Genomic DNA, 15,039 nt, shown 5'->3' on the forward strand with positions numbered 1-15,039 from the left:
GACTCAACACGCGCCCGCCGTTTTTCCGTGCCGCCAGAGCGGCCAGTTTTTCCAAAGGAGTGACACCATGCTGGTGATGCGCCCCGCGCAAATGGCTGATCTGAACGAAGTGCAGCGCATGGCTGCAGACAGCCCCGTTGGTGTCACTTCGCTGCCAGATGACGCTGCCCGTCTGGGCGACAAGATAGCCGCCTCGGAAACGTCGTTTGCTGCCGAAGTCAGTTTTAATGGCGAAGAAAGCTACTTCTTTGTGCTCGAGGACAGTGTCACCGGCAAGCTGGCCGGTTGCTCGGCAATCGTCGCCTCGGCAGGCTACTCCGAGCCTTTCTACAGCTTTCGTAACGAAACCTTCGTGCACGCCTCCCGCGAGCTGAAGATCCACAACAAGATCCACGTGCTGTCGCTGTGCCATGACCTCACCGGCAACAGCCTGCTGACCAGCTTCTATGTCCTGCCTGAACTGGTGAACAGTGGCTGGGCCGAGCTGAATTCGCGTGGTCGCTTGCTGTTCATGGCTTCGCACCCTGAGCGCTTTGCCGACTCGGTGGTCACCGAGATCGTCGGTTATAGCGATGAGCAAGGCGAGTCGCCGTTCTGGGATGCCATAGGGCGCAACTTCTTCGACCTCAACTACGCCCACGCCGAGCGCCTGTGCGGCCTGAAGAGCCGTACTTTCCTCGCCGAACTGATGCCGCACTACCCGATCTACGTACCCCTGCTGCCGGACGCTGCGCAGGAGGCCATGGGCCAGGTGCATCCGCGCGCGCAAATCACGTTCGACATCCTCATGCGTGAGGGCTTCGAGACCGAGCACTACATCGACATCTTCGATGGCGGCCCCACCTTGCATGCGCGTGCCTCGGGCATCCGCTCGATCGCCCAGAGCAGGGTGGTGCCGGTCAAGCTCGAGGAACTGCCGGCCAAGGGCGGGCGCCCGTACCTGGTGTGCAACGGCCAACTGCAGGATTACCGTGCGGTGCTGGTCGAGCTGGACTGGGTGCCGGGCAAGCCTGTGAGCCTCAGTGCCGAGGCTGCCGAGGCGCTGGGTGTGGGCGAGGGCGCCAGCGTGCGCCTGGTCGCGGTCTGAGGCCTGGGAACAGAGAGTTTTGCGGTAGCCACAGCTGCCGCACAAGGAGATAGCATGATCGTTCGTCCTGTACGCAGCAGCGATTTACCTGCGCTGATCGAGTTGGCACGCAGCACCGGTACCACCGGGCTGACCACCTTGCCGGCCAACGAGGAGCGCCTCGGGCACCGTGTCGGCTGGGCCGAGAAGAGCTTCCGGGGTGAAGCCGAGCGCGGAGACACCGACTACCTGTTCGTGCTGGAGAACGACGAAGGCCTGGTGGTCGGCATCAGTGCCATCGCCGGCGCCGTCGGCCTGCGCGAGCCCTGGTACAACTACCGGGTGGGCCTGACCGTCAGCGCCTCGCAGGAGCTGAACATCTATCGCGAGATCCCCACCCTGTTCCTGGCCAATGACCTGACCGGCAACTCCGAACTGTGCTCGCTGTTTTTGCGCAGTGACCACCGCTCTGGGCTCAATGGCCGCTTGCTGTCGCGGGCGCGCATGCTGTTCATCGCCGAGTTCCCGGAACTGTTCGGCAACAAGATCATTGCCGAAATGCGCGGCATGTCCGACGAGCAGGGCCGTTCGCCGTTCTGGGAGAGCCTTGGCCGGCACTTTTTCAAGATGGAGTTCAGCCAGGCCGACTACCTCACTGGCGTAGGCAACAAGTCGTTCATTGCCGAACTGATGCCCAAGTTCCCGTTGTACACCTGCTTCCTGTCGGAGGCCGCACGCAGCGTGATCGGCCGTGTGCACAGCGACACCGAGCCTGCGCTGGCCATGCTCAAGCAGGAAGGCTTCAGCTACCAAGGGTATGTGGACATCTTCGACGCAGGCCCCGCCATCGAGTGCGAAACCTCGAAAATTCGTGCCGTACGCGAGAGCCAGACCTTGGTGCTGGCCGTGGGTACGCCTGGCGATGACGCAACCCCTTACATCATCCATAACCGCAAGCGCGATGACTGCCGTATCACTGCCGCGCCCGCACGCCTGGCGGCGGGCACCCTGGTGGTCGACCCGCTGACCGCCAAGCGCCTGCGCATGGGCGCGGGTGACAACGTGCGCGCCGTGCCGCTGTCGGCAAGCCGGGAGGCCCAGTAAATGACCACGCATTACATCGCCGGCAGCTGGCAGGCCGGCCAGGGTGAAGCCCTGCAGTCGCTCAACCCGGTCACGCAAGCCGTTGTCTGGCAAGGGCAGGGCGCCGATGCCGGCCAGGTCGAGGCTGCCGTACAGGCTGCGCGTCAGGCTTTTCCAGCCTGGGCGCAACTGAGCCTGGAGGCGCGCATCGACGTACTGGAAAAGTTCGCCGAACAGCTGAAGCAGCATTCCGAGGCGCTGGCTCACTGCATTGGCGAAGAAACCGGCAAGCCGCTGTGGGAGTCGGCTACCGAAGTGAGCAGCATGGTCAACAAGGTCGCGATCTCGATACAGAGCTACCGCGAGCGCACGGGCGAGAAAAGCGGCCCGCTGGCAGAGGCTACCGCGGTACTGCGGCACAAGCCCCACGGAGTGGTGGCGGTGTTCGGCCCCTACAATTTCCCCGGCCATTTGCCCAATGGGCACATCGTTCCGGCACTGCTGGCGGGTAACTGTGTAGTGTTCAAGCCCAGCGAGCTGACCCCCAAGGTCGCTGAGCTGACCGTCAATTGCTGGATCGCCGCGGGCCTGCCTGCCGGCGTGCTGAACCTGGTGCAGGGCGCGCGCGATACGGGGGTGGCGCTGGCTGCCAACCCGGGTATCGATGGCTTGTTCTTCACAGGCTCCAGCCGCACCGGCAACTTGCTTCATCAGCAGTTTGCCGGCCGTCCGGACAAGATCCTTGCCCTGGAAATGGGCGGCAACAACCCATTGCTGGTGGATGAGGTCAAGGACCTCGATGCGGCGGTGTACACGATCATCCAGTCGGCGTTCATCTCCGCGGGCCAGCGCTGCACCTGCGCTCGCCGCCTGCTGGTGCCGCAGGGCGCCTGGGGCGATGCGCTGCTCGCGCGGTTGGTCGAGGTGTGCAAAGGCATCACGGTCGGCGCTTTCGATCAGCAGCCGGCACCTTTCATGGGTTCGGTCATTTCGTTGCAGGCTGCGCAGGCGCTGATCACGGCCCAGGCTGAGCTGCTCGCCAAAGGCGCCACCCCGTTACTGGAGATGACCCAGCCCCAGGCCGATGCCGCATTGCTGACCCCGGGCATCATTGATGTCACTGCCGTGACCGACCGGCCCGACGAAGAATTTTTCGGCCCGCTGCTGCAGGTGATTCGTTACGTGGACTTCGATGCCGCCATCGATGAGGCCAACAACACCCAGTACGGCCTGGCGGCTGGCCTGCTGTCCGACTCCCGTGCCCGCTACCAGTACTTCTGGCTGCGCAGCCGCGCCGGCATCGTCAACTGGAACAAGCAACTGACCGGTGCCGCCAGCAGCGCGCCGTTCGGGGGGGTAGGCGCCAGTGGCAACCATCGCGCCAGCGCCTACTACGCCGCCGACTACTGCGCTTACCCCGTGGCTTCGCTGGAGACTGCCAGCCTTGCCCTGCCGGCGACCCTGACGCCGGGCGTCACCCTATAACAACAGGTCACGGAGCCTAGCCGATGAAATCCTATGAAGTGAATTTTGATGGCCTGGTGGGGCCTACCCACAATTACGGCGGCCTGTCCTACGGTAACGTGGCCTCGCAGAGCAACAGCCAGCAGGCCTCGAACCCGCGTGAAGCGGCGCGCCAAGGCCTGGCCAAGATGAAAGCGCTGGCCGATATGGGCTTCAAGCAGGGCGTGCTGGCGCCGCAGGAGCGCCCGGACGTGGCCGCTCTGCGTCGTCTGGGCTTCAGCGGTAGCGATGCCGAAGTGATCCGGCGCGCCGCCAAAGAGGCCATGCCGCTGTTGGTCGCCAGCTGTTCGGCATCGAGCATGTGGGTGGCCAACGCGGCCACCGTCAGCCCCAGCGCCGACACCGCTGATGGCCGCGTGCATTTCACCGCTGCCAACCTCAACTGCAAGTACCACCGCAGCATCGAGCATCCGACCACCAGCCGTGTGCTGGCCGCCATGTTCAGTAATGAGCAGCACTTTGCCCATCACCCGGCGCTGCCTGCCGTGGCGCAGTTCGGCGACGAGGGCGCGGCCAACCATACGCGCTTCTGCCGCAGCTACGGCGAGGCGGGCGTCGAGTTTTTCGTCTATGGTCGCAGCGCGTTCGACGGCCGTTATCCCGCGCCGCAGAAGTATCCGGCACGCCAGACCCTGGAAGCCTCACAGGCCGTGGCACGGCTTCACGGTCTGAGCGATGACGGTGTGGTCTACGCTCAACAGAACCCATCGGTGATCGATCAGGGTGTATTCCACAACGATGTGATTTCGGTGGGCAATGGCGAGGTGCTGTTCTACCACGAAGATGCTTTCCTCGAGACTGACGCGGTGCTTGGCCAGCTGCAAGCTAAACTGGCCAGCAAGGGTGGCAACTTCCAGGCCATCCGTGTACCACGGGCAGCGGTGGCGGTAGAGGATGCGGTGCGTTCCTACCTGTTCAACAGCCAACTGCTCAGCCGCGACGACGGCTCGATGCTGCTGGTGGTGCCGGATGAGTGCCGCAACAATGAGCGGGTCTGGGCGTACTTGCGGCAACTGACCAGCCAGGGTGGCGCGGTGAAGGAGGTCAAGGTGTTCGACCTCAAGCAAAGCATGCAGAACGGCGGCGGCCCGGCATGCCTGCGCTTGCGCGTGGCTTTGAAGGAATCGGAACTGGCGGCGGTCAATCCAGGCGTTATCATGACCGCCCCGCTGTACGACACACTGGTGCAGTGGGTCGACAAGCACTACCGCGACCGCCTGGGCGAAGCGGACCTTGCCGACCCGCAGTTGCTGGTCGAATGCCGTACGGCGCTGGATGAGTTGACCCAGATTCTGAAGTTGGGCTCGGTCTATCCGTTCCAACGCCAACCTTGAAGAGAGACTTTTGTAATGACCGACGCCCTGCGCCTGATCCTTGAAGATGTAGACGGCACCCAGCTGGAAACTTCCTGCACCCGCTTTGCCGTTGTCTGGCAGGGCAAGGAAGTGTGGATTCAGCAAGACGGCCGTGGCCAATTGCTGATCGGTGTCGACGTCGATGAGAACGACACCGAGTACGCCAACCTGCTCCTGCGCCCGATGGCTACCAACCTGGTCAGCCTGCAGCTGGAGATGGAGCCGGCAGAAGTCGGTGAAGACGATGACCACGTCCATGGCCCCGACTGCGGCCACGACCACTAAGGAAGCGCCTATGCTCGCCCTTGGCAAATTGCTTGAGCTGACCCTGACCGATCACGAGCCGGCCGAGAAGACCCAAGTTACACCCAAGGGCGTGCGTTTACGCTGGCTGGGGGAGGGCGCACTCGAGGTGCGTCCGCCCGAAGGCGACGATTGCGGGCTGGACCTGCTGTTGTCGGCCGGTATTCATGGCAATGAAACAGCGCCGATCGAATTGCTCGAACGGCTGCTGCACGGCGTGGCCAATGGCAAGATCAAGCCGCGTTCGCGAGTGATGTTCCTGTTCGGCAACCCAGCGGCGATCCGCAAGGGCGAGCGCTTCATCGAGCAGGACATCAACCGCCTGTTCAATGGTCGTCACGAGCTTTCCAGTGGTTTCGAGGCACTGCGTGCCGCGGAGCTTGAGCAGTTCGCCCGGGTGTTCTTCAGCAAGCCTGAGCGTACCCGTCTGCATTACGACCTGCACACCGCCATTCGTGGCTCCAAGATAGAGCAGTTTGCCCTTTACCCCTATAAAGAGGGGCGCAAGCATTCCCGCCGTGAGCTGGCTCGGCTGGCTGCTGCAGGCATGGAGGCGGTGCTGCTGCAGAGCAAGTCATCGATCACCTTCAGTGCGTTCACCTATGAGCAACTGGATGCCGAAGCATTTACCTTGGAGCTGGGCAAGGCGCGGCCGTTCGGGCAGAACGAGCAGGTCAACCTCGACAAGCTGGAGCAGCGCCTGATCCAGATCATCGAAGGCGATGAGCCTGAGGCCGGGGAGTCGCTCGATGGTCTTAAACTGTTCAGTGTGGCTCGCGAGATCATCAAGCACAGTGAGGGCTTTCGCCTGCATCTGCCGGCGGATATCGAGAACTTCTCCGAGTTGAGCAAAGGTTATCTGCTGGCCGAGGACCTGGCTGAAATGCGCTGGGTGGTGGAGGAGGAGGGGGCGCGGATCATCTTCCCCAACCCCAAGGTCAAGAACGGGCTGCGCGCCGGGATTCTCATCGTCCCGGATTCAGGGCAGCGTCTGGGCTGAGTTTGCGCAGTGCCTGGCAGGAGCGGCCTTGTTGTCGCCAAAGGGCGCTTCTGCCAAGGCCGGTCGTCGCTGAACCTTGCCCATGACAATCATTTAATTCACCGCCTGTTCCATTTTCCCTTCCCTTGAGCGGTAATAGGCTTGCCAGCGGCAAAAGCCTGCATTTAGCATCCGGTCATGTCATTTTCGTTTGCACGCGCTTCAAAAGCCGTCCAATCGACGTTTTGCATCGCATAAACACACTGCACCGAGATTGCAGGACCGATATAATGCGGCCCTTTGCCGTCGTTTCGTCGACGCGTTTGCCCCCAGGGGCCGTCGTTTCCGTGGAAGAACCTATGAAAAGCGCAGAAATCCGTGAAGCCTTCCTTCGCTTCTTCGAAGAGCAGGGCCATACCCGAGTCGCCTCCAGTTCGCTGATTCCGAACAACGACCCGACCCTGCTGTTCACCAACGCAGGCATGAACCAGTTCAAGGACTGCTTCCTCGGTGCCGAGAAGCGCGCCTACACCCGTGCGGTCAGCAGCCAGAAGTGCGTGCGCGCCGGTGGCAAGCATAACGACCTGGAAAACGTCGGTTACACCGCGCGTCACCACACCTTCTTCGAGATGCTGGGCAACTTCAGCTTCGGCGACTATTTCAAGCGCGATGCGATCACTTTCGCCTGGACCTTCCTGACCTCCGACAAGTGGCTGAACCTGCCCAAGGAGAAGCTCTGGGTCACCGTCTACGCCAGCGACGACGATGCCTACGACATCTGGACCAAGGAAGTCGGCGTGCCGGCCGAGCGCATGGTGCGTATTGGTGACAACAAAGGCGCCCCGTACGCCTCCGACAACTTCTGGACCATGGGCGATACCGGCCCGTGCGGCCCTTGCACCGAGATCTTCTACGACCACGGTGCCGATATCTGGGGCGGCCCACCCGGTTCCCCGGAAGAAGACGGTGACCGCTACATCGAGATCTGGAACAACGTCTTCATGCAGTTCAACCGTACTGCCGATGGCGTGCTGCACCCGCTGCCAGCGCCGTCGGTGGACACCGGCATGGGCCTGGAGCGCATCAGTGCGGTCATGCAGTACGTGCACTCGAACTACGAGATCGACCTGTTCCAGAACCTGCTGAGCGCTGCGGCCAAGGCCATCGGCTGCAGCAACGACGGCCAGGCTTCGCTGAAAGTCGTGGCAGACCACATCCGCTCCTGCGGCTTCCTGATCGCAGACGGCGTGCTGCCGTCCAACGAAGGCCGTGGCTACGTGCTGCGCCGCATCATTCGTCGCGCCTGCCGTCACGGTAACAAGCTGGGTGCCAAGGGCAGCTTCTTCTACCAGATCGTCGCAGCCCTGGCTGCCGAGATGGGCGAGGCGTTCCCCGAGCTCAAGAGCCAGCAGGCCCACATCGAGCGCGTGCTCAAGGCCGAAGAAGAACAGTTCGCCAAGACCCTCGAACAGGGCCTGCGCATCCTCGAGCAGGACCTTGCCCAGCTCAAGGGCGACGTCGTGCCGGGTGACGTGGTGTTCAAGCTCTACGACACCTACGGCTTCCCGATGGACCTCACCGCCGACATCGCCCGTGAGCGCGAGCTGACCATCGATGAAGCGGGCTTCGAGCGCGAGATGGATGCCCAGCGTGAGCGTGCCCGTTCGGCCAGTGCCTTCGGCATGGATTACAACAGCCTGGTCAAGGTCGATACCGCCACCGATTTCGTCGGGTACAACGCCACCGAAGGTCAGGGCAAGGTCATTGCCCTGTACAAGGACGGCCAGTCAGTCGACCAGTTGGGCGAGGGCGAGCAAGGCGTCGTGGTGCTGGACCGCACCCCGTTCTATGCCGAGTCCGGTGGCCAGGTCGGCGATACCGGCTACCTGCAGTCCGGCGCCGTGCGCTTTGACGTGCAAGACACCACCAAGACCGGCGGCGCTTTCCTGCACCATGGTGTGGTCGCCAGCGGCGCGCTGCTGATCGGTTCTCCGGTCGACGCCAAGGTCGATGCCGAAGTACAGCACGCCACCTCGCTGAACCACTCGGCCACGCACCTGCTGCACGAAGCGTTGCGCCAGGTGTTGGGTGAGCATGTGCAGCAGAAGGGCTCGCTGGTCGACAGCCAGCGTCTGCGTTTTGACTTCAGCCACTTCGAGGCGGTGACGCCTGCGCAGATCAAGGCGCTGGAAGATATCGTCAACCGCGAAGTGCGCAAGAACACTCCGGTGGAAACTGAAGTTACCGATATCGAAACCGCCAAGCGCAAGGGCGCGATGGCCCTGTTCGGCGAGAAGTACGGCGATACCGTGCGCGTGCTGAGCATGGGTGGCGATTTCTCCGTCGAGCTGTGCGGTGGTATCCACGCCAAGCGCACCGGCGATATCAGCCTGTTCAAGATCATCAGCGAAGGCGGCGTGGCCTCTGGCGTGCGCCGTATCGAAGCGGTGACCGGCGCTGCTGCACTGGCCTACCTGAACGCTGCCGAAGAGCAGGTCAAGGAAGCCGCGCAGCTGGTCAAGGGCAACCGTGACAACCTGATCGACAAGCTGACGGCTGTGCTCGAGCGCAACCGTCAGCTTGAGAAGCAGCTGGAACAGCTGCAGGCCAAGGCCGCCAGCGCCGCAGGGGACGATCTCTCCAATGCGGCTGTTGAGGTCAAGGGTGCCAAGGTCCTCGCCGCCCGCCTGGATGGGCAGGATGGCAAGGCCCTGTTGGCCCTGGTCGATCAGTTGAAGAACAAGCTCGGCCACGCAGTGATCCTGCTGGGCAGCGAGCATGAGGGCAAGGTCGTGCTGGTGGCCGGCGTGACCAAAGACCTCTCCAGCCAACTCAAGGCTGGTGACCTGATGAAACAAGCCGCTGCGGCAGTGGGTGGCAAGGGCGGTGGCCGTCCGGACATGGCTCAGGGCGGTGGCGTCGACGTCGCTGCGCTGGACCAGGCCCTGGCGCTGGCCGTGCCGTTCGCAGAGCAGGGACTTTGAGATGGAGGGGCCGATGGTCTAGTCATCGGCCCCTCCATGTTGGATGGTTTTTTTGAGGCCCGGTATGGGCTGAGGCACCATTGAAATGGCGTTGATCGTACAGAAATTTGGCGGTACCTCTGTCGGTTCCATCGAGCGGATCGAGCAGGTTGCCGACAAGGTCAAGAAACACCGTGAAGCGGGCGACGACCTGGTGGTTGTGCTGTCGGCCATGAGTGGCGAAACCAATCGCCTGATCGACCTGGCCAAGCAGATCACCGATCAGCCGGTTCCGCGTGAGCTGGACGTGATCGTGTCCACCGGCGAGCAGGTCACCATTGCCCTGCTGGCCATGGCCTTGATCAAGCGTGGTGTGCCGGCGGTGTCCTACACCGGCAACCAGGTGCGCATCCTCACCGACAGCGCGCACAATAAAGCACGCATCCTGCAGATCGACGACCAGAAGATCCGCGCCGACCTCAAGGCCGGGCGCGTGGTGGTTGTAGCCGGTTTCCAGGGCGTTGACGAGCACGGCAGCATCACCACCCTGGGCCGCGGCGGCTCCGATACCACGGGCGTGGCCCTGGCGGCCGCGCTCAAGGCTGACGAGTGCCAGATCTACACCGACGTCGATGGCGTTTACACCACCGACCCGCGCGTCGTGCCGCAGGCGCGCCGCCTGGAGAAGATCACCTTCGAAGAGATGCTGGAAATGGCCAGCCTCGGCTCCAAGGTGCTGCAGATCCGCTCGGTGGAGTTCGCCGGCAAGTACAACGTTCCGCTGCGCGTGCTGCACAGCTTCAAGGAGGGTCCAGGTACCCTCATTACCATTGATGAAGAGGAATCCATGGAACAGCCGATCATTTCCGGTATCGCCTTCAACCGTGATGAAGCCAAGCTGACCATTCGCGGCGTGCCGGACACCCCGGGCGTCGCTTACAAGATCCTCGGCCCGATCAGCGCTTCGAACATCGAAGTGGACATGATCGTGCAGAACGTTTCGCACGATAACACCACCGACTTCACCTTCACCGTGCACCGCAACGAGTACGAGAAGGCTCACAGCGTGCTGGAAAACACCGCACGTGAAATCGGTGCCCGCGAAGTGATCGGTGATACCAAGATCGCCAAGGTGTCGATCGTCGGTGTTGGCATGCGTTCCCATGCTGGTGTTGCCAGCCGCATGTTCGAAGCCCTGGCCAAGGAGAGCATCAACATCCAGATGATCTCCACGTCCGAGATCAAGGTGTCGGTCGTCATCGAAGAGAAGTACCTGGAGCTGGCCGTTCGCGCGCTGCATACCGCGTTCGAGCTTGACGCTCCGGCCCGACAGGGCGAGTAAGGCGTTGCCTTGAGGGGCGCGGCTTGCCGCGCCCTTCGCGTTTCTGCGCGTCACGCAGGCCCTGTCCTGCCAGCGTGACGTGCTACGGAGCCCTGTGTCGTCGTCCACGGCCAGGCCCTGTTGTTCCCAGACTGTTATCCCTGAATGTCTTGCGTAAGGAGAAAGCTATGTTGATTCTGACTCGTCGGTGCGCCGAGAGCCTGATCATTGGAGATGGCGAGATCACCGTGACGGTGCTCGGCGTCAAAGGAAACCAGGTGCGTATCGGCGTCAGCGCGCCCAAGGAAGTGGCCGTTCACCGCGAGGAAATCTACCTGCGGATCAAGAAAGAGAAGGATGAGGAGCCAAGCCTTTAATTTTTTTGAAGTTTTTTTCAAAAAAAGGGTTGCAAACGAGGAAGAGCCTGTTTAATATTCGCCTCGTGTTGCGGTGAGGTGGCCGAGTGGCCGAAGGCGCTCCCCTGCTAAGGGAGTATACCTCATAAGGGTATCGGGGGTTCGAATCCCCCCTTCACCGCCATTATTCGCTTAGGGCGCTGTAATCGGTAAGAACGCTAAGTCGTTGAATTTAAACGAAAAAGTTCTTGCAAAAATGTTTCAGCGACCTATAATGCGCGGCAAGACACGGACTCATAGCTCAGCTGGATAGAGTACTCGGCTACGAACCGAGCGGTCGGAGGTTCGAATCCTCCTGAGTCCGCCACTTTTGAAGTGGCTTTGCTTACAAAGCTGCTTCAAGCAACCAGTGGTAATCTGGTCTAAAACTACCAACTACGGACTCATAGCTCAGCTGGATAGAGTACTCGGCTACGAACCGAGCGGTCGGAGGTTCGAATCCTCCTGAGTCCGCCACTTTTGAAGTGGCTCTGCTTGCAAAGCGGCTTCAGTCAGCCAGTGGTAATCTGGCCTAAAACTACCAACCACGGACTCATAGCTCAGCTGGATAGAGTACTCGGCTACGAACCGAGCGGTCGGAGGTTCGAATCCTCCTGAGTCCGCCACATATCAAGAAGCCCGCTCAATTGAGCGGGCTTTTTGTTGTGCGCCGTTCACTGATTTATCAGTGATGCCCGCTAGACTGAAAATCAACCCGCCCGACACTCCTTTGCGCCGCATGTGTTTTTTCGCTGGCTCGTGCCGTCGCACACATGGCTTCGAGCGTTGTCATAGCTTTATCGCGCAAACGATTGTTCTGGCCAAAAATTTAAGCGATCTGACAGCTTAGGCAGTGTATGATTGCGCCCGTCAGCCCCGCCGGGGCTTGTGGAATACCACCATGGACTTACCCAGTAGTTACTCGTTAACAAGATTCTTACAGCCTGATCTGACCGATTGATTCCCCCGGCGTGCTCCGCTGCTGGGAGTGGAGTTCGCCTATGACTGAAGTAGAAGTAAAGAAAGCGCAAGAGAGCCTGCAGGATCGCCTGGCCCAGGTGGTCGAGCTGTTGCAGCGCCAGCGCGTCGTTGAAGACCTGACCCATCGTCAGGAAGGTCATCACCACGACCTGGTGGAAAACCTCGTCCACCGTCAAAACCTCGTCGAGTTGCAGCGTAAGCTCGACGACCTGCACCCCGCAGATATCGCCTATATCCTCGAAGCTTTGCCCCTGGAAGACCGCCTGACGGTCTGGCAGCTGGTGCGCTCGGATCGTGACGGCGACATCTTGCTTGAGGTTTCCGACTCGGTTCGTCAATCGCTGATCGCCGACATGGACGATCACGAGATCCTCGCTGCGGCCAAGGAAATGGACGCCGACGAGCTGGCGGACCTGGCGCCGGAATTGCCGCGTGATGTCGTCCATGAGCTCATGGAAAGCCTCGATGCCCAACAGCGTGAGCGTGTACGCTCGGCGTTGAGCTACGACGAGGAGCAGGTCGGTGCGCTGATGGACTTCGAGATGGTGACCATCCGTGAAGACGTCAGCTTGGAAGTGGTTCTGCGTTACCTGCGCCGCCTCAAAGAGCTGCCCAACCACACTGACAAACTGTTCGTGGTCGATTACGACGGCATCCTCAAAGGTGTGTTGCCGATCAAGCGCCTGTTGGTCAACGACCCGGACAAGAAGGTCGCGGAGGTCATGGCGGTTGATCCGGTGTCCTTCCACCCCGACGAAGATGCCTACGACGCTGCGCAGGCTTTCGAGCGTTACGACCTGGTTTCGGCGCCAGTTGTGGACAAGAGTGACCGCCTGATCGGCCGTTTGACCATCGATGAGATGGTCGACCTGATTCGTGAAGAGAGCGAGAGCGAAGTGCTCAACATGGCGGGTCTGCGCGAGGAGGAAGACATCTTCGCCTCGGTCTGGCGTTCATTGCGCAACCGTTGGGCCTGGCTGGCGATCAACCTGATAACTGCGTTTCTGGCCTCGCGGGTGATCGGCCTGTTCGAGGGCTCGATCGAGAAGCTCGTGGCCCTGGCGGCGCTGATGCCGATCGTGGCGGGTATTGGCGGCAACTCCGGCAACCAGACCATTACCATGATCGTTCGCGCCATGGCGTTGGACCAAGTGTCGCCAGGCAATACCAGCCGCCTTATGCGCAAAGAGCTGGCGGTGTCGCTGCTCAATGGCCTGATCTGGGGTGGGGTGATCGGTGCTGTGGCGTTCTGGCTGTATGACAGCTGGTCACTGGGGTTGGTCATGACTGCGGCCATGACATTGAACCTGTTGCTGGCAGCGCTCATGGGGGTATTGATCCCGATGACCCTGACGCGCCTGGGGCGCGACCCTGCCATGGGGTCCAGCGTGATGATCACGGCCGTGACCGACAGTGGTGGCTTCTTCATCTTCCTGGGGCTGGCTACGCTGTTCCTGCTGTGATGTTGCAGGTGTATGCGCCGCCCGTGCGGCGCTGGATACCCAGGCCGCCAGGGCGATCAAGGCATGTGCCCGGCCGGATCACCACCGACCAGTGAACAACCCAAAAAAAAGCCAGCTTACGCTGGCTTTCTTATTTTTGCTGCGCGCCTCAGGAGGCGTCGGCTGCCATTTCCACATCGTGAGCGATGAGGGCGACCAGCGCGTTCTGCTGTCGGTGGGACAACTGGCGGAAGCGTTGCAGCAACTCGCGCTCATGCAGGGACAGTTCGGGGCTGTCCAGGCGCATGCTCAGCTCGTCGCCCAGCGCACCTTCCTGGATAAGACTCTGCTCCAGGCGTGCGATGATCTCGGAGTTCATGCTGCGGTGATGATTGCGCGCTACCTCGGCAATGCGCTCACGCATTCCGTCTGGCAGGCGGACGACAAACTTGTCAGCGGTGCGGCTCGAATAAATAGCCTGTTTCATTGGGCGCATATAAATTAACCGGTTTTTGGTTCAGGGGAAGCGGTTCACAAATTGGCCGCACGGGATGCTGGTACGACCGTGGCGACGACAAAATGTTCAACCGCCTGGAAAATTTGGTGCTCATCTTGCCTCAAGGTCGCCGTTTCCTTGGCGTCAATTCTGTGACAAATAGTGATCTCGGTAAAGGCTTTTTGCCAGTACCAATTATCAGAAATGAGTACTGGTTGGAAAAGTTTTGCATTTCCAGGCTCGCTTTACCGTCAGCCCTCTGCCGTCAAAAACCCGTAAAACGCGGCAAAGGGTAGAGAAAACCCTTAAAATGCGCGGGTTTCCTTCCATAGAGCATAGTGGCTATGCAACATGACGCAAGCTCCCACGATAAAGCCTCGGGTCGCCTGATTTATTTGATAGGCCCCTCCGGTTCGGGAAAAGATTCTCTGATCGAGGCCGCTCGCTCACAACTGGCTGCCGCAGGTGTGGAAATCGCCCGGCGAGTGATCACACGCTCTGCAGAGGCCGCAGGTGAGGCGGCGCAGAGCGTCACGCCACAGCGCTTCGAAGCGATGCGTGCGGCAGGCGAGTTTGCCATGCATTGGCAAGCCAACGGCCTGGAGTACGGCATACCCAAGCAAGTGGACATTTGGCTCGCGCAAGGGCGATCGGTGCTGGTCAACGGTTCCCGTGGCTATCTGCCCGAGGCGTGCAGGCGCTACCCCAGCCTGCTGGCAGTGCGCCTGGAGGTTGACCCAGCGGTGTTGCGCGCGCGCCTGGTTGCCCGGGGCAGGGAGGCAGCGCAAGAGATCGATCAGCGCCTGGCGCGCAGCGCCAGGCTCCAGTCCTGCCCCGATCCCCGCGTGCACGTGCTGGACAACTCAGGGTCACTGGCCACGGCGGTCAGCACCTTGATGGACCTGCTGCGTCAGCACGGGGTGCCCGTTTGACACAAGCCTCCGAAAAGCCCTACGTGCAAAAAGCCCGATAGATGCATGACAAACGGCTGCCCGCTGGTTAACATGCTCGCCGTCCAGCTGTGCAGCGTTCGCTGCCGGTTCTCGTGTCTCAGTAGCTCAATTGGATAGAGCATCCCCCTCCTAAGGGGAAGGTTGCAGGTTCAAATCCTGCCTGGGACGCCATATCTTC

The 15,039-nt window shown here is 61.2% G+C and carries 12 protein-coding genes and 5 tRNA genes; 16 read left to right on the forward strand and 1 reads right to left on the reverse strand.

The annotated features are described in order from the left end of the window. Positions 1-67 precede the first annotated feature (67 nt). The 14 genes from aruF to mgtE all read left to right on the forward strand — a co-directional run bounded on the left by aruF (position 68) and on the right by mgtE (position 13,433). The gene (gene aruF, locus ACIPZH_RS09460; protein ID WP_039602670.1) at positions 68-1,087 is read left to right on the forward strand and encodes an arginine/ornithine succinyltransferase subunit alpha; all 1,020 of its coding nucleotides are present in this window, start codon (positions 68-70) and stop codon (positions 1,085-1,087) included. A gap of 54 nt (positions 1,088-1,141) precedes the next feature. Continuing rightward, the gene (astA, locus tag ACIPZH_RS09465; protein WP_349976545.1) at positions 1,142-2,170 is read left to right on the forward strand and encodes an arginine N-succinyltransferase; all 1,029 of its coding nucleotides are present in this window, start codon (positions 1,142-1,144) and stop codon (positions 2,168-2,170) included. Next, a complete protein-coding gene (astD, locus tag ACIPZH_RS09470) occupies positions 2,171-3,634 on the forward strand; it encodes a succinylglutamate-semialdehyde dehydrogenase (RefSeq protein WP_400636022.1) in 1,464 nt (487 codons plus the stop codon). A gap of 23 nt (positions 3,635-3,657) precedes the next feature. Further along, positions 3,658-5,007: an N-succinylarginine dihydrolase gene (astB, locus tag ACIPZH_RS09475; RefSeq protein ID WP_400636023.1), complete on the forward strand. Its 1,350-nt coding sequence runs from the start codon at positions 3,658-3,660 to the stop codon at positions 5,005-5,007. 15 nt (positions 5,008-5,022) lie between these two features. Then, positions 5,023-5,313, forward strand: a complete 291-nt coding sequence (locus tag ACIPZH_RS09480) for a hypothetical protein (protein ID WP_039602667.1) — start codon at positions 5,023-5,025, stop codon at positions 5,311-5,313. A 10-nt stretch (positions 5,314-5,323) separates the two neighbouring features. Then, positions 5,324-6,331 carry a succinylglutamate desuccinylase gene (astE, locus tag ACIPZH_RS09485; RefSeq protein WP_241804628.1) on the forward strand — a complete coding sequence of 336 codons (1,008 nt, stop codon included), beginning with the start codon at positions 5,324-5,326 and terminating at the stop codon, positions 6,329-6,331. A gap of 338 nt (positions 6,332-6,669) precedes the next feature. Then, positions 6,670-9,294 (forward strand): alanine--tRNA ligase, encoded by a 2,625-nt coding sequence (alaS, locus tag ACIPZH_RS09490; protein ID WP_400636024.1) that lies wholly within the window; start codon positions 6,670-6,672, stop codon positions 9,292-9,294. An 85-nt stretch (positions 9,295-9,379) separates the two neighbouring features. Then, positions 9,380-10,615, forward strand: coding sequence for an aspartate kinase (locus ACIPZH_RS09495; RefSeq protein ID WP_400627422.1), 1,236 nt, complete (start codon positions 9,380-9,382; stop codon positions 10,613-10,615). Between the two features lie 167 nt (positions 10,616-10,782). Continuing rightward, complete coding sequence (gene csrA, locus ACIPZH_RS09500; protein WP_003254503.1) at positions 10,783-10,971, forward strand: carbon storage regulator CsrA; 189 nt, start codon at positions 10,783-10,785, stop codon at positions 10,969-10,971. A gap of 72 nt (positions 10,972-11,043) precedes the next feature. Beyond that, positions 11,044-11,134: transfer RNA gene (locus ACIPZH_RS09505), tRNA-Ser, on the forward strand. A gap of 106 nt (positions 11,135-11,240) precedes the next feature. After that, a tRNA-Arg gene (locus tag ACIPZH_RS09510) sits at positions 11,241-11,317 on the forward strand. Between the two features lie 72 nt (positions 11,318-11,389). Next, positions 11,390-11,466: transfer RNA gene (locus ACIPZH_RS09515), tRNA-Arg, on the forward strand. Between the two features lie 72 nt (positions 11,467-11,538). Continuing rightward, positions 11,539-11,615, forward strand: a tRNA-Arg gene (locus tag ACIPZH_RS09520). A 375-nt stretch (positions 11,616-11,990) separates the two neighbouring features. Beyond that, positions 11,991-13,433 carry a magnesium transporter gene (gene mgtE, locus ACIPZH_RS09525; RefSeq protein WP_267817799.1) on the forward strand — a complete coding sequence of 481 codons (1,443 nt, stop codon included), beginning with the start codon at positions 11,991-11,993 and terminating at the stop codon, positions 13,431-13,433. 148 nt (positions 13,434-13,581) lie between these two features. Here the strand turns inward: mgtE and ACIPZH_RS09530 are convergent, their stop codons facing one another. Next, complete coding sequence (locus ACIPZH_RS09530; protein WP_003254499.1) at positions 13,582-13,908, reverse strand: Arc family DNA-binding protein; 327 nt, start codon at positions 13,906-13,908, stop codon at positions 13,582-13,584. A 344-nt stretch (positions 13,909-14,252) separates the two neighbouring features. On the opposite strand from ACIPZH_RS09530, the gene phnN reads away from it, so the two are divergent. After that, positions 14,253-14,840, forward strand: a complete 588-nt coding sequence (phnN, locus tag ACIPZH_RS09535) for a phosphonate metabolism protein/1,5-bisphosphokinase (PRPP-forming) PhnN (RefSeq protein ID WP_400636025.1) — start codon at positions 14,253-14,255, stop codon at positions 14,838-14,840. A gap of 115 nt (positions 14,841-14,955) precedes the next feature. Then, positions 14,956-15,032, forward strand: a tRNA-Arg gene (locus tag ACIPZH_RS09540). The last annotated feature ends 7 nt before the right edge of the window (positions 15,033-15,039 follow it).

Origin of the sequence: Pseudomonas sp. NPDC089758 (assembly GCF_044748705.1) — a bacterium.
Taxonomy (GTDB): Bacteria; Pseudomonadota; Gammaproteobacteria; order Pseudomonadales; family Pseudomonadaceae; genus Aquipseudomonas; species Aquipseudomonas putida_X.

Bases quoted from the DNA above. Each gene is read 5' to 3' on its own strand.
- aruF (WP_039602670.1), top strand. From the start codon at position 68: ATGCTGGTGATGCGCCCCGCGCAAATGGCTGATCTGAACGAAGTGCAG.
- astA (WP_349976545.1), top strand. From the start codon at position 1,142: ATGATCGTTCGTCCTGTACGCAGCAGCGATTTACCTGCGCTGATCGAG.
- astD (WP_400636022.1), top strand. From the start codon at position 2,171: ATGACCACGCATTACATCGCCGGCAGCTGGCAGGCCGGCCAGGGTGAA.
- astB (WP_400636023.1), top strand. From the start codon at position 3,658: ATGAAATCCTATGAAGTGAATTTTGATGGCCTGGTGGGGCCTACCCAC.
- ACIPZH_RS09480 (WP_039602667.1), top strand. From the start codon at position 5,023: ATGACCGACGCCCTGCGCCTGATCCTTGAAGATGTAGACGGCACCCAG.
- astE (WP_241804628.1), top strand. From the start codon at position 5,324: ATGCTCGCCCTTGGCAAATTGCTTGAGCTGACCCTGACCGATCACGAG.
- alaS (WP_400636024.1), top strand. From the start codon at position 6,670: ATGAAAAGCGCAGAAATCCGTGAAGCCTTCCTTCGCTTCTTCGAAGAG.
- ACIPZH_RS09495 (WP_400627422.1), top strand. From the start codon at position 9,380: ATGGCGTTGATCGTACAGAAATTTGGCGGTACCTCTGTCGGTTCCATC.
- csrA (WP_003254503.1), top strand. From the start codon at position 10,783: ATGTTGATTCTGACTCGTCGGTGCGCCGAGAGCCTGATCATTGGAGAT.
- mgtE (WP_267817799.1), top strand. From the start codon at position 11,991: ATGACTGAAGTAGAAGTAAAGAAAGCGCAAGAGAGCCTGCAGGATCGC.
- ACIPZH_RS09530 (WP_003254499.1), bottom strand. From the start codon at position 13,908: ATGCGCCCAATGAAACAGGCTATTTATTCGAGCCGCACCGCTGACAAG.
- phnN (WP_400636025.1), top strand. From the start codon at position 14,253: ATGCAACATGACGCAAGCTCCCACGATAAAGCCTCGGGTCGCCTGATT.